Genomic DNA, 16,434 nt, shown 5'->3' on the forward strand with positions numbered 1-16,434 from the left:
CTGACACGTGCCATTTGTCCTGTGCGGCTGAATGCGACACGGAGTACCATCTTCCACCCTTTGCCTTCTGGAACCGACCTGCATGCGTCCTGGTGCGACTACGCGTGACCGCTGGATCTGGATGACGTCCGCCGTGCTGCTGGCCGCGACCATCGCGTTGGAACTGGTCGTCCCGCTCGGCTACGCGGTATGGCTGGCCTACTTCCTCGCGGTCGGCGTGACGGTGTTCCAGCGCAGTGCACGCGCGCCGTTCGTGGTCGCGGTGATCGCCTGTGTCCTGCTGGTGATCGGCTTCAACGTTGCGCCAGCCAGCAACAATTCGTCCTTCTCGCTTGTCAACCGTACCGTCGGTGGCTGCGCCTTCCTGATGATCGCACTGATCGTGTCGCGCGCGATCCAGGCCCGGCGCCAGGCGATGCGCGCGCTCTGGCTGCAGGAGGCCGAGAACGCGGTGGCGATGAGCCTGCGCGGTGACCTCGGGCCGGAGCAGATCGCCGAGGCGGCAGCAGTAAGCCTGGCCGGGCAGCTGGATGCAGAGGTCGGTGCGGTCTATCGCCTGGACGGCGGCCGGCTGCAGCTGACCGGTGGCGTGGCGCTGCCCTCTGGGACGCCGGCCTCGCTGGCCCTGCACGAAGGACTGGCCGGGCAGGTTGCCCGGGACGAACGCATCCGCCACCTGCACGGCGAAGATGCTGCCGTGCTCGAACTGCAGACCAGCCTGGGCCGGCTGCCGGTGCGCGAGCGCATCCTGGCGCCGATCAGCAGCGATGGTGCGGTGGTCGGTGTCATCGAGCTGGGCCGCGCGCGGGCGGGTGAACAGCGTGACCTGGATCGCGAGCTGCTGGAGCGCTGCGCCGACACCATCGGCATGGCACTGCGCGCATCGCTGCTGCGTGCGCAGCTGGTGGTTCTGCTGGAAGAGTCGCAGCGCCAGGGCGAGGAGCTGCAGGCCCAGCAGGAAGAGCTGCGCGTGGCCAACGAGGAACTGGAAGAGCAGAGCCGCAGCCTGTTGCAGTCGCAGAGCCACCTGGAAGAACAGCAGGCTGAGCTGGAACAGAGCAACGTGCAGCTGGAAGAGCGCACCCACGAGCTGGAGGCGCAGAAGCAGGCACTGCTGGTTGCGCAGAGCCAGCTGGTGCGCAACAGCAACGAGCTGGCGGCGACCTCGCGCTACAAGTCCGAGTTCCTGGCCAACATGTCGCATGAGCTGCGCACGCCGCTGAACAGCTCGCTGATCCTGGCCAAGCTGCTGGCCGACAACAAGGACGGCACGCTGACCGAGGAACAGGTGAAGTACGCGCGAGCGATCCTGTCGTCCAACAACGACCTGCTCGCGCTGATCAACGACATCCTCGACCTGTCGCGCATCGAGGCCGGCCATGTCGAACTGTCCGATGAAGTGGTGGTGGTCGAGAGCGCGCTGCAGCGCCTGCGCGAGACCTTCGAGCCGATGGCGCGGCAGAAGGGCCTGGCCCTGCAGATCGAAGCCGACGCCCTGGCACCGACCCAGATGGTGGTTGACAGCCAGCGGCTGCAGCAGATCCTGAAGAACCTGCTGGCCAACGCGGTGAAGTTCACCGAGCATGGCAAGGTCAGCCTGCACGTGCGTGCCGGCGGCAACGGCCGCATCCGGTTCGAGGTCTGTGACACCGGCATCGGCATTGCCCGCGAGCAGCTGGATGTCATCTTCGAAGCGTTCCGCCAGGCCGATGGCAGCACCCGCCGTCGCTACGGCGGTACCGGCCTGGGCCTGTCGATCTCGCGCGATCTGGCCGAGCGCATGGGCGGCGGCATCCAGGTCGACAGTGAGCCCGGGCGCGGCAGCTGCTTCATCCTGGAGCTGCCGCTGCAGGGAGCGCCCGCGGCGAGCGCAGCCGTCGCTGCCGATGTCCCCGTGGCAGCGCCGCCGACGGCGCCGGCCGTGCTGCCGGCCGCGCCCGTACGCGCTGCGACCGCAGCAGCGCCGGTTACTGCGATGGCCGGCGTAGCCGACGACCGCGGTCGCCGCCAGCGCGCCGGGCGCCTGATCCTGGCGGTCGAGGACGATGCCACGTTCGCCGAAGCACTGGTGGCGCTGGCCCATGAACTGGACTTCGACTGCGTGGTAGCGGGCACGGCGGAAGAGGCGCTGGCCCTGGCCAGTGAACTGCGCCCGAACGGCATCCTGCTCGATATCGGCCTGCCGGACGTGTCGGGCCTGAGCGTGCTGGAACGCCTGAAGCGCAACCCGGACACCCGCCACATCCCGGTGCATGTGGTCTCGGCCACGGACCGCAGCCAGGTGGCGCGCGAGCTGGGCGCGATCGGTTTCGCGATCAAGCCGACCACGCGCGAGCGGCTGGTGACGGCGATCGAACAGCTGGAACAGACCAGCCAGCGCGACATGCGGCGGCTGCTGATCGTGGAGGACGACAACGAGCTGCGCCACAACCTGGAACTGTTGCTGGGCCGCGACCAGCTGCGGATCGTCGCTGTAGGCACCCTGGCCAGCGCACTGGAACAGCTCAGTACGGTCACGTTCGACTGCATGGTGATGGACCTGTCGCTGCCCGACGGGAGCGGCTACGACCTGCTCGAGCACATGGCCGGCAACGACGATGTCGGTTTCCCGCCGGTGATCGTCTATACCGGCCGCGCACTCAGTCGCGAGGAAGAGCAGCGACTGCGCCGCTATTCCAAGAGCATCATCATCAAGGGCGCGCGTTCGCCCGAGCGCCTGCTGGACGAGGTGACCCTGTTCCTGCACAGCGTGGAGGCCAGCCTGCCCAGCGACCAGCAGCGCCTGCTGCGCGAGGCCCGCCGTCGCGACACCGTGCTCGACGGTCGGACGGTGCTGCTGGCCGAGGACGACGTTCGCAACATCTTCGCACTGTCCAGCGTGCTCGAACCCCTCGGCGTCACGCTGGAGATCGCGCGCAATGGCCAGGAAGCGGTGGATCGCCTGGCCGAGCGCGAGGTCGACCTGGTGCTGATGGACATCATGATGCCGGAGAAGGATGGCCTTGCTGCGATGCGCGAAATCCGCGCGCAGCGCCACCTGCAGGACCTGCCGATCATCGCGCTGACCGCCAAGGCCATGCCGGACGACCGTGAGCGCTGCCTGCAGGCCGGCGCCAACGACTACATCGCCAAACCCATCGACGTCGACAAGCTGGTCTCGCTGTGCCGGGTCTGGTGCTCGCGGCAATGAACGAGCAGGCCCTGTTCGACCTGGAGCTGAAGGTGCTGCTGGAAGCGCTTTACCAGCGCTACCACTACGATTTCCGCAGTTATGCGGTGTCGTCGCTGCGCCGGCGGATCCGCCAGGCCATGCAGCGCTATGAGTGCGAGCGGCTGGCCGACCTGCAGCACCGCCTGCTGCACGAGCCGGACCTGTTCGCGCAGGCGATGCAGTTCTTCACCGTGCAGGTCTCGGAGATGTTCCGTGACCCGGCCTATTTCCGCGAGCTGCGCGAGCAGGTGGTGCCGGTGCTGCGCACCTACCCGTCGGTGAAGCTGTGGGTGGCCGGTTGCAGTACCGGCGAGGAAACGTGGTCGCTGGCGATCCTGTTGCACGAGGAAGGCCTGCTGGAGCGCAGCATCGTCTACGCCACCGACATCAATCCGGCAGCCCTGGCCACCGCCGAGGCCGGCGCCTATGGCATCGACCGAATGGCCCAGTTCAGCCGGAACTACCTGGCGGCCGGTGGCACCGCCTCGCTGTCCGACTACTACGCCACGGCCTACGATGGCGCGGTGTTCGATCGCCAGCTGCGCCGCAACGTGGTGTTCGCCGACCACAGCCTGGCCACCGACACCGTGTTCTCCGAGGTGCATCTGGTGTCGTGCCGCAATGTGCTGATCTATTTCAACCGCGATCTGCAGGACCGCGCGGTGGGCCTGTTCCGTGAAGCGCTGGTGCATCGCGGCTTCCTTGGCCTGGGCAGCAAGGAGTCGCTGCAGTTCGGGCGCCACCACGGCGCATTCGAGACCTGCTCGCGGGAGCATCGCCTGTACCGGAAGGTTGCCTGATGGCACTGCCGACACGACCGGCCGTGCTGGTGATCGGGGCCTCTGCGGGTGGGGTTGCGGCGCTGCAGGCGGTGCTCGGCGCGCTGCCCGCGGCTCTACCGGCGCCGGTGCTGGCCGTGCTGCACCTTCCGCGCGACCGCAGCAGCCGCATCGCCGAAGTGCTGGCGCCGTACTGCGCGCTGCCGGTGCGCGAGGCCGAAGACAAGCAGCCGCTGCAGCCAGGCACGGTGACCTTTGCGCCACCGGACTATCACCTGCTGGTGGAAGACGCCGGTTCGCTGGCGTTGTCGGTGGACGCGCCGGTGCTGTTTTCGCGCCGGCCATCGATCCATTGTTCGAGTCGGCTGCGGCCGTGTTCGGCGCGCAGGTGCTGGCCCTGCTGCTGACCGGTGCCAGCAGCGATGGTAGTGAAGGGGTGGCCGCGGTGCGCGCCGCCGGTGGCCGCGCCTGGCTGCAATGTCCCGAGGAGGCCGAGGCATCGATGATGCCGGCCTCCGCCCTGCAGCACGCCGGCGCCGATGCCGTGCTGCCCCTCGAACTGATGTGCCGTCGCCTGAAGGAGTTGTTTGCATGAACCTGCTGCCACCGGACCCTGCGCAGTCGCAGACCCCGGTCAACCTGCTGATCGTCGATGACGTGCCGCAGAACCTGGTGGCCATGCAGGCGCTGCTGCAGCGCGAAGGCGTGAACCTGCTGCTGGCGGGCTCGGGCGCGCAGGCGCTGGAACTGCTGCTCGAGCATGAGGTGGCGCTGGCGCTGCTGGACGTGCACATGCCGGAGATCGATGGCTTCACCCTGGCCGAGCTGATGCGCGGATCACACCGCAGCCGGGATGTGCCGATCATCTTCCTGACCGCCTCGCCGGACGACCCGCTGCGCGCGTTCAAGGGCTACGAAACCGGCGCGGTCGACTTCCTGCACAAGCCGGTGGCGCCGCAGGTGATCCTGAGCAAGGTCAATGTCTTCATCGAGCTGTACCAGCAGCGGCAGCTGCTGAAGGCGCGCAACGAGGCGCTGGAGCGCTCGCTCAAGCTCAACGAGACGATGGCGGCGGTGCTCACCCATGATCTGCGCACGCCGCTGTCGGCGATCCTGCTGTGTGCCGACAAGCTGGCGCTGGAGCTTCCTGCGGGCAATGACGGCGCGCAGCAGACCCTGAAGCACCTGGAAGCCAGCACGCTGCGCATGGCGCGCATGGTCGAGCAGCTGCTGGACTTTTCGCGGATCCGCAGCGGCGGGCTGCGCCTGCAGGCCAGCGCCTGTGATCTTGCCGAGGTCACGCGTGCGGTGGTGGCCGAAGCGGGCAGCGCCCACGGCCACGCACGGGTGCATCTGGATATGCTGGGCGATACCCGCCTGCAGGGTGATCTGGATCGGCTGGGACAGGTTGCCGCCAACCTGATCGGCAATGCGCTCACCCATGGCGGTGAGGCGAGGGTGGAGGTGGACGGCCGTGATCCGCGCAGCGTGCTGCTGCGGGTGAGCAACGCGGGACGGATCGACGACGCGCTGCTGCCGCGCCTGTTCGAGCCGTTCAAGGCCAGCTTCCATCCCAGCAATGGCCTGGGGTTGGGCCTGTATATCGTCGATCAGTTCGTGCGCGCGCACGGCGGGCACATCGCAGCGCGCAATGAAGCCGGTCAGGTGGTGTTCGAAGCCCGGTTGCCGAGGCGCACAGAGGGGCTGCCGGCGGCCGCTACCTGAATTCTTCAGGGAACACCTGCGGGCACCGAGACGGACTCGTCCGCAGCTGCTACCGTGGGTGTACATCTTGTCAAGGAAGCGCCATGCCACTGCGTGCCATCGCCTACGTCAGCCAGGCGCTGCCGGATCTTTCCGCTGAACGGCTGCGGGCGCTGGTCGATGATGCAGCCCGTTTCAACAAGATGGCGGGCGTGACCGGTGTGCTGCTGCATGACGGCGGGCGATTCCTGCAGTACATCGAAGGGCCGCCGGATGGTATCGATTCGGTGTACGAACGGATCCTGCAGGCCGGTAGCCATATCGACATCATCGAACTGGCGCGTGGCCGCCTTGGCCAGCGCCAGTTTCCGTACTGGTCGATGCGCGCGTTGCCGGTGGAGGAGGCGCTGCTGCGGCAACTGTCTTCCAGCGACTGGTCAGGTTTCACCCGCGCGTTGCATGGTGACCTGTCGGCGCCGACCCCGGTGGATCTGCTCGATCAGGTCGTGCAACCGGTGCTGCACGCAGGTTGAACCTGCGTGGAAGGTTCAGCGCGCTGCACTTCCGCAGTACGCCGCGTGCAACGCCTGCAATACGCCCAGCGCCGGCCCTTCCACTACCCGGTAGTGGATCGACTGCGCTTCGCGCCGGGTCGAGACGATGCCAAGTCCGCGCAGCACCGCCAGATGCTGGGACAGCGCTGATGCGCTGAGCCCGGTCAGTGCCTGCAGTTCCGGTACTGGCGCCTCGCCTTCGACCAGCCGGCACAGCACGCGCAGCCGTGCAGGATGGGCCAGGCTTTTGAGCAGCGCCGCGGCCTGGGCGGCATGCTCGGCCATCGCGGCACTGTCGAGCTCGATTCGGGCCATGGTTGACCTTTTGCTTTAGAAGACGCTAATTTAGAAAAAGCTAATTCAAAAGGCAAGCGAATGAACGCGACAACTGGAGGCAGGTCATGACCGTGCCGTGGGCCGCCGTCGCGGGGGCGCGTTGATCGGTGCGGCGGCGGTGGTCTTGCTGGCAACCACGGGCCGGGTAGCCGGCATCAGCGGCATCGCCGCTGGCAGCGTGCGCGCAACGCCCGGCGATCGAGGCTGGCGCTGGGCATTCCTGCTCGGCCTGCTTGCCGCTGCAGGGGGTGTGCTGTGCTGGCAGGCCGTGCCAGATCAAGCGCCCCGCGACCTGTTGCGTGACGCCTTGCCGGCGTGGCAGCTGGTTGGCGCCGGCCTGCTGGTCGGATTCGGTACGCGGTTGGGCAACGGCTGCACCAGTGGTCATGGAGTGTGCGGCATGGCCCGCGGCTCAATGCGGTCGCTGCTGGCGGTGCTGGTATTCATGGCCTGCGCAATGCTGACTACATTCCTGATCCGTCATGGCGGGGGCTTCGCATGAGCCGCATGATGGTGGCCGCCGGCGCGGCAGGGGCGCTGTTCGGCGCGGGCCTGGCGCTGGCCGGCATGACCGATCCGCGCCGCATCCTCGGTTTCCTCGACATCGCCGGCGATTTCGATCCCACCTTGGCCTGGGTGCTGGCCTCGGCACTGCTGGTCAGCGCGGTCGGCCAGCGCTGGGTGCTGCGGCGCCCGCGGCCGTCATGCGCAACGCGCTTCCAACTGCCCGCTGCGCGCGGTGTTGATGTACGCCTGGTGCTGGGCGCGGCATTGTTCGGAATGGGTTGGGGTTGGGCAGGCTATTGCCCGGGCCCTGCCATCGCCGGGCTGGCGGTGGGATCGCGCGAAGCGCTTTGGTTCGTGCCGGCCATGCTTGCAGGTTTCTGGCTGCACGATCGCCTGGTTCGCCGGGGCTTCACCGCTGTGTCACCCTGAATCGGGTCATATCCACGGATCACGGGGAAAGGAGCGCAACGACATGGCACGGATGAAGTGGAAGGAAAGGGCACTGCTGGCGGTCGCGCTGGCCGCCGCAGTGGCACCCGCGCTGGCCTGCACGCGCGCGGTCTACCTGGGCGACAACGGTGATGTGATCACCGCGCGCTCGATGGACTGGAAGGTCGATGTGGCGACCAACCTCTACGTGCTGCCGCGCGGCATCGCGCGCACTGGCCAGGCCGGGCCGAAGTCGCTGGCCTGGACGGCGCGCTACGGCTCGGTGGTGGCCACCGGCTATGACGTATCGACCACCGATGGCATGAACGAGAAGGGCCTAGTGGCCAACCTGCTGTGGCTGGTCGAATCGGAGTATCCGAAGCAGCGCGGCAACAAGCCGGGCCTGGCCATCTCACTATGGGCGCAGTATGTGCTGGACAACTTCGCCACCGTCGACGAGGCGGTCGCGGCGCTGCAGCGCGAGCCGTACTCGATCGTCACCGACAAGGTGCCGGGCGAAGACCGCCAGGCCACGCTGCACCTGTCGCTGTCAGATGCCAGTGGCGACAGTGCCATCGTCGAATACATCGGCGGTCGCCAGGTGATCCACCATGACCGGCGCTACCAGGTGATGACCAATTCACCGATCTTCGAGCAGCAGCTGGCACTCAACAGCTACTGGCAGCAGATCGGCGGCACGGTGATGCTGCCGGGTACCAACCGCTCAGCCGACCGTTTCGCGCGCGCCTCGTTCTACATCAACGCCATTCCCAAGTCCGAAGACCCGGTGGTGGCGCTGGCCAGCGTGTTCAGCGTGATCCGCAATACGTCGGTGCCCTACGGCATTACCACGCCGGGCGAGCCGAACATCTCCTCCACGCGCTGGCGTACCGTCGCCGACCACAAGCGGCGCTTGTACTTCTTCGAATCGGCATTGACCCCGAACACGTTCTGGGTCGACCTCAACAAGGTGGATTTCGGCGGCAAGGTGCTCAAGCTCGATCTCGGTCCGGACCAGCGCAATACCTTTTCCGGCGACGCGCTGGGCCACTTCGTGCCCAGCGCACCGTTCGCGTTCCTCGGCGTCGACGGTTAGTTCGACGCCTGGCTGGAAGCCGGATAGACCGCCTGGATCGTGCAGCCGCCGCGGGTGTACTGCGGCAGCGGCGCCAGCGCGTCGTTGCGCAGGTCACCATTCTCGAATCCGGCGGTGAGGATGCGATCGCCCGGATTGCCACAGATCAGGCCGTTCTGCATGCCGGAGTGGAAGCTCAGCTGTGGCGCACGGTCGAGCTGGCGGCAGTGGCTGCCAAGCTCCACGCGATAGTAGCGGTGCCCCCCATTGCGATGCGGATTGGTCTCCACCAGCATGCCCTGCGGGTCGGACGACCACGCGCGCACGTTGCGCGTGGCAAAGCAGTACGACGGCGAACCACCGAAACTGCGGCGGATGTCCCTGCGCTCGCGGATGGTCAGAGCGGGCAGGGTGGCCATGCGCAGGCGGTCGCTGTCGCGGGCCACGCTGGCGTAGTCGCGATCCTGCACGGGGGTCACCGCGCTGATCGCGCAGCTGCGGCCATCGACCACCACACGCTCGCTGGGGCGACCGCAGGCCCAGCCGGCGGGTGCTTCAAGTTTCAGCGTGGTGGCACCGCGGACGCCGGGGCACTCTTCGCTGAAGTCGATCCGATAGGCCTGGCCCGAGGCGGCTCGCAGAGCGATTGAACGCGATGAAGCCTGCTCCACTTCCTGGACGCCGACCGCGTCCATGCAGTGCGGGGCCGGTGGCGTACGTTCCTGCGCGGAGGCCGAGGCGGTGAGCGCCAGGCCGAGGCTGGTGGCAAGCACCAGGGACAGCTGCTGATGGGTCATGACCTGCACTCCCTGCGTTGGATGACGGATCGACTATAGCAGCGGTTTGCACGGCCGTTGTTACACGCGCACACTGCCCGGATGGGCGCCATCTTCCATCTGCGGCACTACGGGCAGGCCACCGGCCTGGACCGCCATGACTACGCGCAGTGGGTGCTGCCGCTGCAGGGGGAACTGCAGTTCGAGATGGAAGGGCGCGGCGGCCGGCTGGACCTGCTGCAGGGGGCATTTGTCGCCGCCGGCGAAGCACATGACCAGATGGCGGACGGCCCCAATGGTTTCGTGATCGTTGATTGTCCTCCAGGCGTGCTGGATGACGGCACGCAGGAGCATCTGTGCCGCCAGCGCTGGCTGCATCTGCCGCTGGCGTTGCGGCAGCGCCTGGCCGCCGTGCAGGCAGGGCAGCCGATGCCGGCGTTGCTGCCGCAGTTGCTGCAGGTATTTGCACCGGCGGGCAGTGGCGCGCGCATGCAGGGCCTGTGCGCGGCGGTGCAGGCCGATCCCGGCCGGGCCTGGCCGGTTGCCCGGATGGCCGGAGTTGTCGGTGTCAGCGAGAGTCGGTTGCACACATTGTTCCAGCGCGAGTTCGGGCTGAGCCCGCAGGCCTGGCTCAGCGCGTGCCGCTTGCGTTGGGCCAAGCATCAGCTGCGCACCACTGCCGCGCCGATCAGCGATATCGCACTGGCCGCAGGCTATTCCGAACAGAGTGCACTGACCCGTGCGCTGCGCCGCGAATGTGGCCAGACCCCCGCTGCGTGGCGCAGGGGGCCGGCTGATCTGTAGAGCCGAGCCCACGCTCGGTTGCCCTTATCTGCACAACGGTGAATCGCAGCCGAGCATTGGCTCGGCTCTACAGAGGTGACAAGGCAGCAGCCTGGGTCAAGAGCGCCCAGCGGCCAGCGCTTACACTGCGCGGCCCGTTCCATCCGCCCGGACAATCCGAATGCGCAACAACCCGATGGCCGTGGGCATCGCCAATGGCGTGGCCGCTGGCGCACTGTGGGGCGTGGTCTTTCTCGCGCCTGCCGTGCTTCAGTCGTTCAATGCGTTGCAACTGTCCGCCGGCCGCTACCTGGTCTATGGCCTGATGGCAGTCGCCCTGCTGCTGCCGCGATGGAAGCGGCTGGCACCGCGGCTGGGCCGTGCCGAATGGATCGGCCTGCTGTGGCTGAGCCTGGCAGGCAACCTGGTGTATTTCCTGCTGCTGGCGACCGCCGTGCAGTGGGCCGGTGGCGCTGCAGCATCGCTGATCGTCGGCCTGATTCCGGTGGTGGTCACCCTCGTTGGCGTGCGCGAGCAGGGCGCTGTACCACTGAAACAGCTGCTGCCGGCACTGGGGCTGTGCGTGCTGGGGGTCGCCCTGGTGGGTTGGGAAGCGCTGATGTCCGAGCACCTGGCCACCCCGTGGCGGCAGCGCCTGATCGGGCTGCTGTGCGCGTTCGGTGCGCTGTTCTCGTGGGCGCTGTATTCGATCGGCAACAGCCGCTGGCTGGCGCGCAGGCCGGACCTGTCCAGCCATGACTGGTCGCTGCTGACCGGCGTCACCACCGGCGGCCTGGCCCTGCTGCTGGTGCCGATGGCCTTCATCGGGCACACCGGCAGCCATACGGCGGCGCAATGGAGCGGGTTCTGGGCGATCAGCGCCGGCGTGGCAGTGGTGGCCTCGATCCTCGGCAACGCATTCTGGAACCGTGCCAGCCGCCTGCTGCCACTGACCCTGACTGGCCAGATGATCGTGTTCGAGACCCTGTTCGCGCTGCTGTACGCCTTTGCATGGCAGCAGCGCTGGCCCTCGCTGCTGGAAGCGCTGGCAATCGTGTTCCTGGTGGCTGGCGTGATGCTGTGCGCGCATGCGCATCGCACACCACGGGCGATTGCCGAACATGCCGGCTGAATGCAGTCGTCAAGCGTGCTGATGCCGGCTTTGTCTCAGTTGCAACCAAATGTCGGCACGTTGGCCGATGATCGCTGCATCGGTTTTTTGCATCGCAGCACTTGACAGCGGCAGGGCGCACGGTGTTTTCTGTGCGCCATGGTCCTTGATGCCGCCCACGCCAGCCTGATCGCCCCCACCATTGCGGGCCGTTCGACTGCGCCGGTCGCGACCATCACCACCATTACCACCACCACCGTCACCACTGCCCTGGTGCGGCCCGTCGTCTTCGTGTAACTCCCGAAAACCACGGCCCCGCACCCTACAGGTGGCGGGGAAACTCGACACCTGCATGCGACGGGGCCTCCTACCGAGGTCTGCATGTCTTCCCACGCTCCCGCTCATTCCGTTGCCCCGGCCGACCTGGCTGCCCCGTTCACCGTCGTGCACAAGTTCGGCGGCACCTCGGTGGCCGATGCCGAACGCTATCGCCATGTGGGCGGCCTGCTGCTGGCCCGTCCTGAATCGCTGCAGGTCACTGTCGTCTCGGCGATGAAGGGCGTCACCGACGCGCTGATCGAACTGGCCCAGCTGGCGGCCAAGGGCGATCAAGGCTGGCGTGAGGCCTGGCATGCCCTGCGCGCACGCCATCGCGGCGCTGCCGTGGCGCTGCTGGGCGAGCAGGTGGGCGAGACGGTCGAATGGATCGACGCCCGCTTCGATCAGTTGGCCGAAGTGCTGGCCGCGCTGGCGGTGATCGGCGAGCTGCCGCGCGAGGTGCTGGACCGTGTGCAGGGCTTGGGCGAAGTGTTTTCCGCACAGCTGCTCGGCACGCATCTGCGCGCGCTGGGCGAAGACTGCGCGGTACTCGACGCGCGCGATGTGCTGGTGGTCGGGCATGGCGAACTCGGCGTGGATGTCGACTGGGAAGCCAGTGCCGACCGCCTGGCCAAGTGGCGCCTGCAGCATCCGCAGTCGCGCCTGGTTGCCACCGGATTCGTCGCACGCGATCGCGATGACCGCATCACCACCCTCGGCCGCAACGGCAGCGACTATTCCGGTGCGATCTTTGCCGCGCTGTTCAACGCTGACGAGCTGCACATCTGGACCGATGTCGATGGCGTGCTGTCGGCGGACCCACGGCTGGTGCCCGAGGCGGTGCAGCTGGAAGCGCTGAGCTACGACGAGGCCTGCGAACTGGCGTACTTCGGCGCCAAGGTGGTGCACCCGCAGACGATGTCGCCGGCGATCCGCCTCGGCCTGCCGATCTTCATCCGCAATACGTTCCAGCCGGCGCATCCGGGGACGCGGATCAGCGCCGAGCGCTCGCCGCGCGGGCCGGTGAAGGGCCTGACCCTGAGTCCCGGGCTGGCCCTGCTGAACCTGGAAGGCACCGGCCTGATCGGCGTGCCGGGTACCGCCGAGCGCGTGTTTGCCGCGCTGCGCCAGGCGCAGGTGTCGGTGGTGATGATCTCGCAGGGTTCCTCGGAACATTCAATCTGCTGCGTGGTGCGTGCTGCCGAAGCCGGCCGTGGCCGTGATGCACTGCTGCACGCATTTGCGCACGAGTTGTCAGTGGGACAGGTGCAGCGCGTGCAGGTCAGTGAGGGCGTCAGCGTACTGGCCGCGGTCGGTGACGGCATGGCCGGGCAGCCAGGTGTGGCGGCGCGCCTGTTCGAGGCACTGGGGCGTGCGCAGGTGAACATCCTGGCGATTGCGCAGGGCTCGTCCGAGCGCAACATCTCGGTCGCAGTGGATAGCGCCGATGCCACCCGAGCGCTGCGCGCGGCGCATGCAGGCTTCTGGTTGTCGCCGCAGACCTTCGCGGTCGGTGTGATCGGGCCCGGCAACGTTGGCGCCGCACTGCTGGACCAGTTGCTGGCCGCGCGCCCGCAGCTGCTGGCCAAGGCCAATGTGGATCTTCGCCTGCGTGCGCTGGCCTCGCGTTCGCGCATGCGCCTGGAAGTGGACGGCCTGCATGCGGACTGGCGCGAGGCCCTGCGGGACGCGGGTGAATCCAGCGATCTTGATCGTTTCACCGAGCACCTGTTGGCTGCGCACCTGCCGCATGCGGTGGTGATCGACTGCAGTGGCAGTGCCGAGGTGGCCGAGCGCTACGAGGGCTGGCTGGCGGCAGGCATCCATGTGGTCACCCCGAACAAACAGGCGGGTGCCGGGCCGCTGCCGCGCTACCAGCGCATCCGCGCCGCCGCAGCGGCCAGTGGTGCGCGCTTCCGCTACGAGGCCACGGTGGGCGCGGGCCTGCCGGTGATCACCACGCTGCGCGATCTGGTCGATACCGGTGACGAGGTGCTGGCCATCGAGGGCATCTTCTCCGGCACGCTGGCCTGGCTGTTCAACCGCTTCGATGGCAGCCAGCCGTTCTCGCAGCTGGTCGCGCAGGCGCGGTCAATGGGCTATACCGAGCCGGACCCGCGCGATGATCTGTCCGGTGTGGACGTGGCACGCAAGCTGGTGATCCTTGCACGCGAGGCCGGTCACGCGCTCAGCCTGGAACAGGTACAGGTGGAAAGCCTGGTGCCGGCACTGCTGCGCGACGGCAGCGTGGATGACTTCATGGCGCGGCTGGGCGAGTCCGACGCCAGCTTGCTGCTGCGCCTGCAGGATGCGCGGGCGCGTGGCGCGGTGCTGCGCTACGTGGCACGGCTGGGCACCGACGGCGCCTCGGTGGGCCTGCAGGAACTGCCGGTCGACCATGCCTTCGCCAACCTGCGGCTGACCGACAACGTGGTGCAGTTCCGTACCCGCCGCTACTGCGACAACCCGCTGGTGGTGCAGGGGCCGGGCGCTGGACCGGAAGTGACGGCGGCGGGCGTGTTCGCCGACCTGCTGCGGGTAGCCGCTGGCGAGGGGGCACGCCTGTGATCGCACGTGCATTTGCGCCCGCCACGGTGGCCAATGTGGCGGTGGGCTTCGATATTCTGGGGCATGCCATCGCAGGCGTTGGCGATACGGTGAGCGTGCGGCGTATCGATGAGCCGGTGGTGCGCATCGAGGCGATCCGTGGCAGTGCGGTCGAACTGCCGCTGGAGGCGGCCGGAAACACCGCTGGTGCGGCGTTGATGTCGCTGCGTGCAGGGCTGGACCTGGACTTCGGCTTCGCGGTGGAGATCGACAAGGGCATTCCATTCGGCTCCGGCATGGGCGGCTCGGCAGCGTCGTGCGTCGCTGCGCTGGTTGCTGCCAACGCATTGCTGGATGCGCCACTCGCGCGCGAGGCGCTGTACCCGTTTGCGCTGGACGGCGAGGCCGTGGCCAGTGGGGGCCGCCATGGTGACAACGTGGGGCCGCTGCTGCTCGGCGGGCTGGCGTTGTGCACGGCCGACCGCCTGCTGCCGATCCCTGTGCCAGCCAGTTGGCACAGCCTGCTGGTGCACCCGCACGCGGTGCTGGAAACCCGTCTGGCACGCCAGGCGCTGCAAGGCAGCTATGCGCTGGGTGAATTCGTGGCGCAGAGTGCGAATCTTGCGCTGGTGCTCAGCGGCTGCCATCGCAGCGACGCGGCGCTGGTCCGCGCTGGCCTGCGCGATGTGCTGGTGGAGCCGCGACGGGCGGGACTGATCGGCGGCTTCGAGGCGGCTCGTGATGCGGCGTTGTCAGCCCGTGCAATGGGCGCAGGTATCTCCGGTGCCGGCCCCAGCGTGTTCGCCTGGTTCGAAGATGCCGACCAGGCCCACGCTGCCGCGGCGCCGGTGCAGGCGGCATTCGCTGCTGCCGGCTTCGACAGCGATGCCTGGGTGTCGCCGCTGGATGCGCCCGGAGCCCGGCTGTGCTGAATCATTCTCCCTCTTTGGATACTGAACCCATGCAATTCGTTTCGACCCGCGGCCGGTCCCCGGCCGTTGGCCTCAGTGCGGCCATCGCTGCAGGCTTGGCGCCCGATGGTGGCCTGTACGTGCCCCAGGTACTGCCGGCGCCACGTGAGCTGGAAGCCGGTGCGACCCTGGCCGATACCGCTGCAGACCTGCTGGCACCGTTCTTCGCCGGAGATGCGCTGGAGGCCGGATTACCGTCGATCTGCCGCGAGGCGTTCGACTTCCCGGTGCCGCTGCGTGCGCTCGGCGACGGTGACCACGTGCTGGAACTGTTCCATGGGCCGACGGCGGCGTTCAAGGACATTGGTGCGCGTTTCCTGGCCGGTACGCTGTCGCGGCTGCAGGCCGGCAAGGACCGTGACCTGACCATCGTCGTCGCCACCTCCGGCGATACCGGCGCGGCCGTTGCCGCGGCCTTCCATCGCCAGCCAGGCGTACGCGTGGTGGTGCTGTATCCGAATGGTCGCGTATCACCGCGCCAGGCGCACCAGCTCGGCTGCTTTGGTGACAACATCCTGGCGCTGCGCGTGGCCGGTGCCTTCGATGACTGCCAGGCCATGGTCAAGCAGGCGCTGGCCGACCGCGAACTGCAGGCACAGGTGCCGCTGAGCTCGGCCAACAGCATCAGCCTCGGTCGCCTGCTGCCGCAGATGAGTTACTACGCACATGCGGCACTGAGCCACTACGCGTTGCATCGTCGCCGGCTCAACCTGGTGGTGCCGACCGGCAATCTTGGCAACGCGATGGCCGCGGTGCTGGCGCGCGCACTGGGAGTGCCGATCGGGCAGATCGTGCTGGCCACCAATGCCAATGCCGTGCTGCCCGCGTACTTCAGTGGCGGCGACTACCAGCCGCAGGCCAGTGTGGCCACCGTGGCCAATGCAATGGACGTGGGTGCGCCAAGCAACTTCGAACGCCTGCGCTGGCTCTACCAGGGCGACGATGCCGAACTGCGTGCTGCCTTCCGGGCGTTTGCGGTGGATGACGTGACCATCCGGGCCACCATTGCCGCCGCGCATGCCAGCACGGGCGAGCTGTTCTGCCCGCATACGGCTACGGCGGTGAAGGTGCTGCAGGACCTGCGCGCCCGTGGTGCCAAGGGCGACTGGGCGGTGGTGGCCACCGCGCATCCGGCCAAGTTCGAGGCCGTGGTCGAGCCGTTGATCGGCGAACCTGTGGCCGTGCCACCGGCATTGGATGCGTTGTTGCAACGGGCGGCGCACGCCGAACCGTTGGCCGCCGATTACGCGGCGTTGCGCGAGGTGTTGTTGCGTTGATCGGAGATGGATGGGATTGCCGGCCGCTGGCCGGCAATCCCAGCAACCGCAGTGCG

14 protein-coding genes and 2 pseudogenes are annotated in these 16,434 nt (G+C 67.8%); 14 read left to right on the forward strand and 2 right to left on the reverse strand.

Translation table 11 applies throughout. The annotated features are described in order from the left end of the window. Positions 1-82 precede the first annotated feature (82 nt). The 5 genes and pseudogenes from DL544_RS09100 to DL544_RS09120 all read left to right on the forward strand — a co-directional run bounded on the left by DL544_RS09100 (position 83) and on the right by DL544_RS09120 (position 6,227). Complete coding sequence (locus DL544_RS09100) at positions 83-3,190, forward strand: response regulator (protein WP_139727026.1); 3,108 nt, start codon at positions 83-85, stop codon at positions 3,188-3,190. After that, entirely contained in the window at positions 3,187-4,011 is an 825-nt protein-coding gene (locus tag DL544_RS09105; protein ID WP_139727027.1) for a CheR family methyltransferase, read from the forward strand. Before DL544_RS09100 ends, DL544_RS09105 begins: the two co-directional genes overlap by 4 nt. Further along, positions 4,011-4,585 (forward strand): annotated as a pseudogene (locus DL544_RS09110) (chemotaxis protein CheB). Before DL544_RS09105 ends, DL544_RS09110 begins: the two are co-directional and overlap by 1 nt. Beyond that, positions 4,582-5,715 carry a hybrid sensor histidine kinase/response regulator gene (locus DL544_RS09115; protein ID WP_005416312.1) on the forward strand — a complete coding sequence of 378 codons (1,134 nt, stop codon included), beginning with the start codon at positions 4,582-4,584 and terminating at the stop codon, positions 5,713-5,715. Before DL544_RS09110 ends, DL544_RS09115 begins: the two are co-directional and overlap by 4 nt. Before the next feature lie 83 nt (positions 5,716-5,798). Then, positions 5,799-6,227, forward strand: coding sequence for a BLUF domain-containing protein (locus DL544_RS09120; protein ID WP_005416313.1), 429 nt, complete (start codon positions 5,799-5,801; stop codon positions 6,225-6,227). A 15-nt stretch (positions 6,228-6,242) separates the two neighbouring features. Here the strand turns inward: DL544_RS09120 and DL544_RS09125 are convergent, their stop codons facing one another. Next, on the reverse strand, positions 6,243-6,563 hold the full coding sequence (locus tag DL544_RS09125) for an ArsR/SmtB family transcription factor (RefSeq protein ID WP_005416314.1): 321 nt from the start codon (positions 6,561-6,563) through the stop codon (positions 6,243-6,245). Between the two features lie 86 nt (positions 6,564-6,649). Between DL544_RS09125 and DL544_RS09130 the strand changes: the two are divergent. From DL544_RS09130 to DL544_RS09140, 3 genes and pseudogenes are all read left to right on the forward strand, one after another. After that, positions 6,650-7,086: pseudogene (locus tag DL544_RS09130) on the forward strand (YeeE/YedE family protein). After that, complete coding sequence (locus DL544_RS09135) at positions 7,083-7,520, forward strand: DUF6691 family protein (protein WP_005416316.1); 438 nt, start codon at positions 7,083-7,085, stop codon at positions 7,518-7,520. Before DL544_RS09130 ends, DL544_RS09135 begins: the two are co-directional and overlap by 4 nt. A gap of 43 nt (positions 7,521-7,563) precedes the next feature. Beyond that, the gene (locus DL544_RS09140) at positions 7,564-8,616 is read left to right on the forward strand and encodes a linear amide C-N hydrolase (RefSeq protein WP_053499905.1); all 1,053 of its coding nucleotides are present in this window, start codon (positions 7,564-7,566) and stop codon (positions 8,614-8,616) included. Here the strand turns inward: DL544_RS09140 and DL544_RS09145 are convergent. Further along, a complete protein-coding gene (locus tag DL544_RS09145) occupies positions 8,613-9,392 on the reverse strand; it encodes a DUF6491 family protein (protein ID WP_005416318.1) in 780 nt (259 codons plus the stop codon). The two genes, DL544_RS09140 and DL544_RS09145, sit on opposite strands and share 4 nt — an antisense overlap. Positions 9,393-9,473: 81 nt before the next feature. Between DL544_RS09145 and DL544_RS09150 the strand changes: the two genes are divergently transcribed. The 6 genes from DL544_RS09150 to thrC all read left to right on the forward strand — a co-directional run bounded on the left by DL544_RS09150 (position 9,474) and on the right by thrC (position 16,378). Next, positions 9,474-10,175 (forward strand): helix-turn-helix transcriptional regulator, encoded by a 702-nt coding sequence (locus DL544_RS09150; protein ID WP_065185003.1) that lies wholly within the window; start codon positions 9,474-9,476, stop codon positions 10,173-10,175. A 160-nt stretch (positions 10,176-10,335) separates the two neighbouring features. After that, complete coding sequence (locus tag DL544_RS09155; protein ID WP_005416320.1) at positions 10,336-11,286, forward strand: DMT family transporter; 951 nt, start codon at positions 10,336-10,338, stop codon at positions 11,284-11,286. Between the two features lie 138 nt (positions 11,287-11,424). Then, positions 11,425-11,562: a hypothetical protein gene (locus DL544_RS21250; RefSeq protein WP_176556914.1), complete on the forward strand. Its 138-nt coding sequence runs from the start codon at positions 11,425-11,427 to the stop codon at positions 11,560-11,562. Between the two features lie 84 nt (positions 11,563-11,646). Further along, positions 11,647-14,151, forward strand: a complete 2,505-nt coding sequence (thrA, locus tag DL544_RS09160) for a bifunctional aspartate kinase/homoserine dehydrogenase I (RefSeq protein ID WP_139727028.1) — start codon at positions 11,647-11,649, stop codon at positions 14,149-14,151. Continuing rightward, positions 14,148-15,062, forward strand: coding sequence for a homoserine kinase (locus tag DL544_RS09165; RefSeq protein ID WP_065197014.1), 915 nt, complete (start codon positions 14,148-14,150; stop codon positions 15,060-15,062). Before thrA ends, DL544_RS09165 begins: the two co-directional genes overlap by 4 nt. A 29-nt stretch (positions 15,063-15,091) precedes the next feature. Then, entirely contained in the window at positions 15,092-16,378 is a 1,287-nt protein-coding gene (gene thrC / locus DL544_RS09170; RefSeq protein ID WP_139727029.1) for a threonine synthase, read from the forward strand. Positions 16,379-16,434: the final 56 nt, after the last annotated feature.

The organism is Stenotrophomonas sp. pho, assembly GCF_006228405.1.
Classification (GTDB): domain Bacteria; phylum Pseudomonadota; class Gammaproteobacteria; order Xanthomonadales; family Xanthomonadaceae; genus Stenotrophomonas; species Stenotrophomonas sepilia.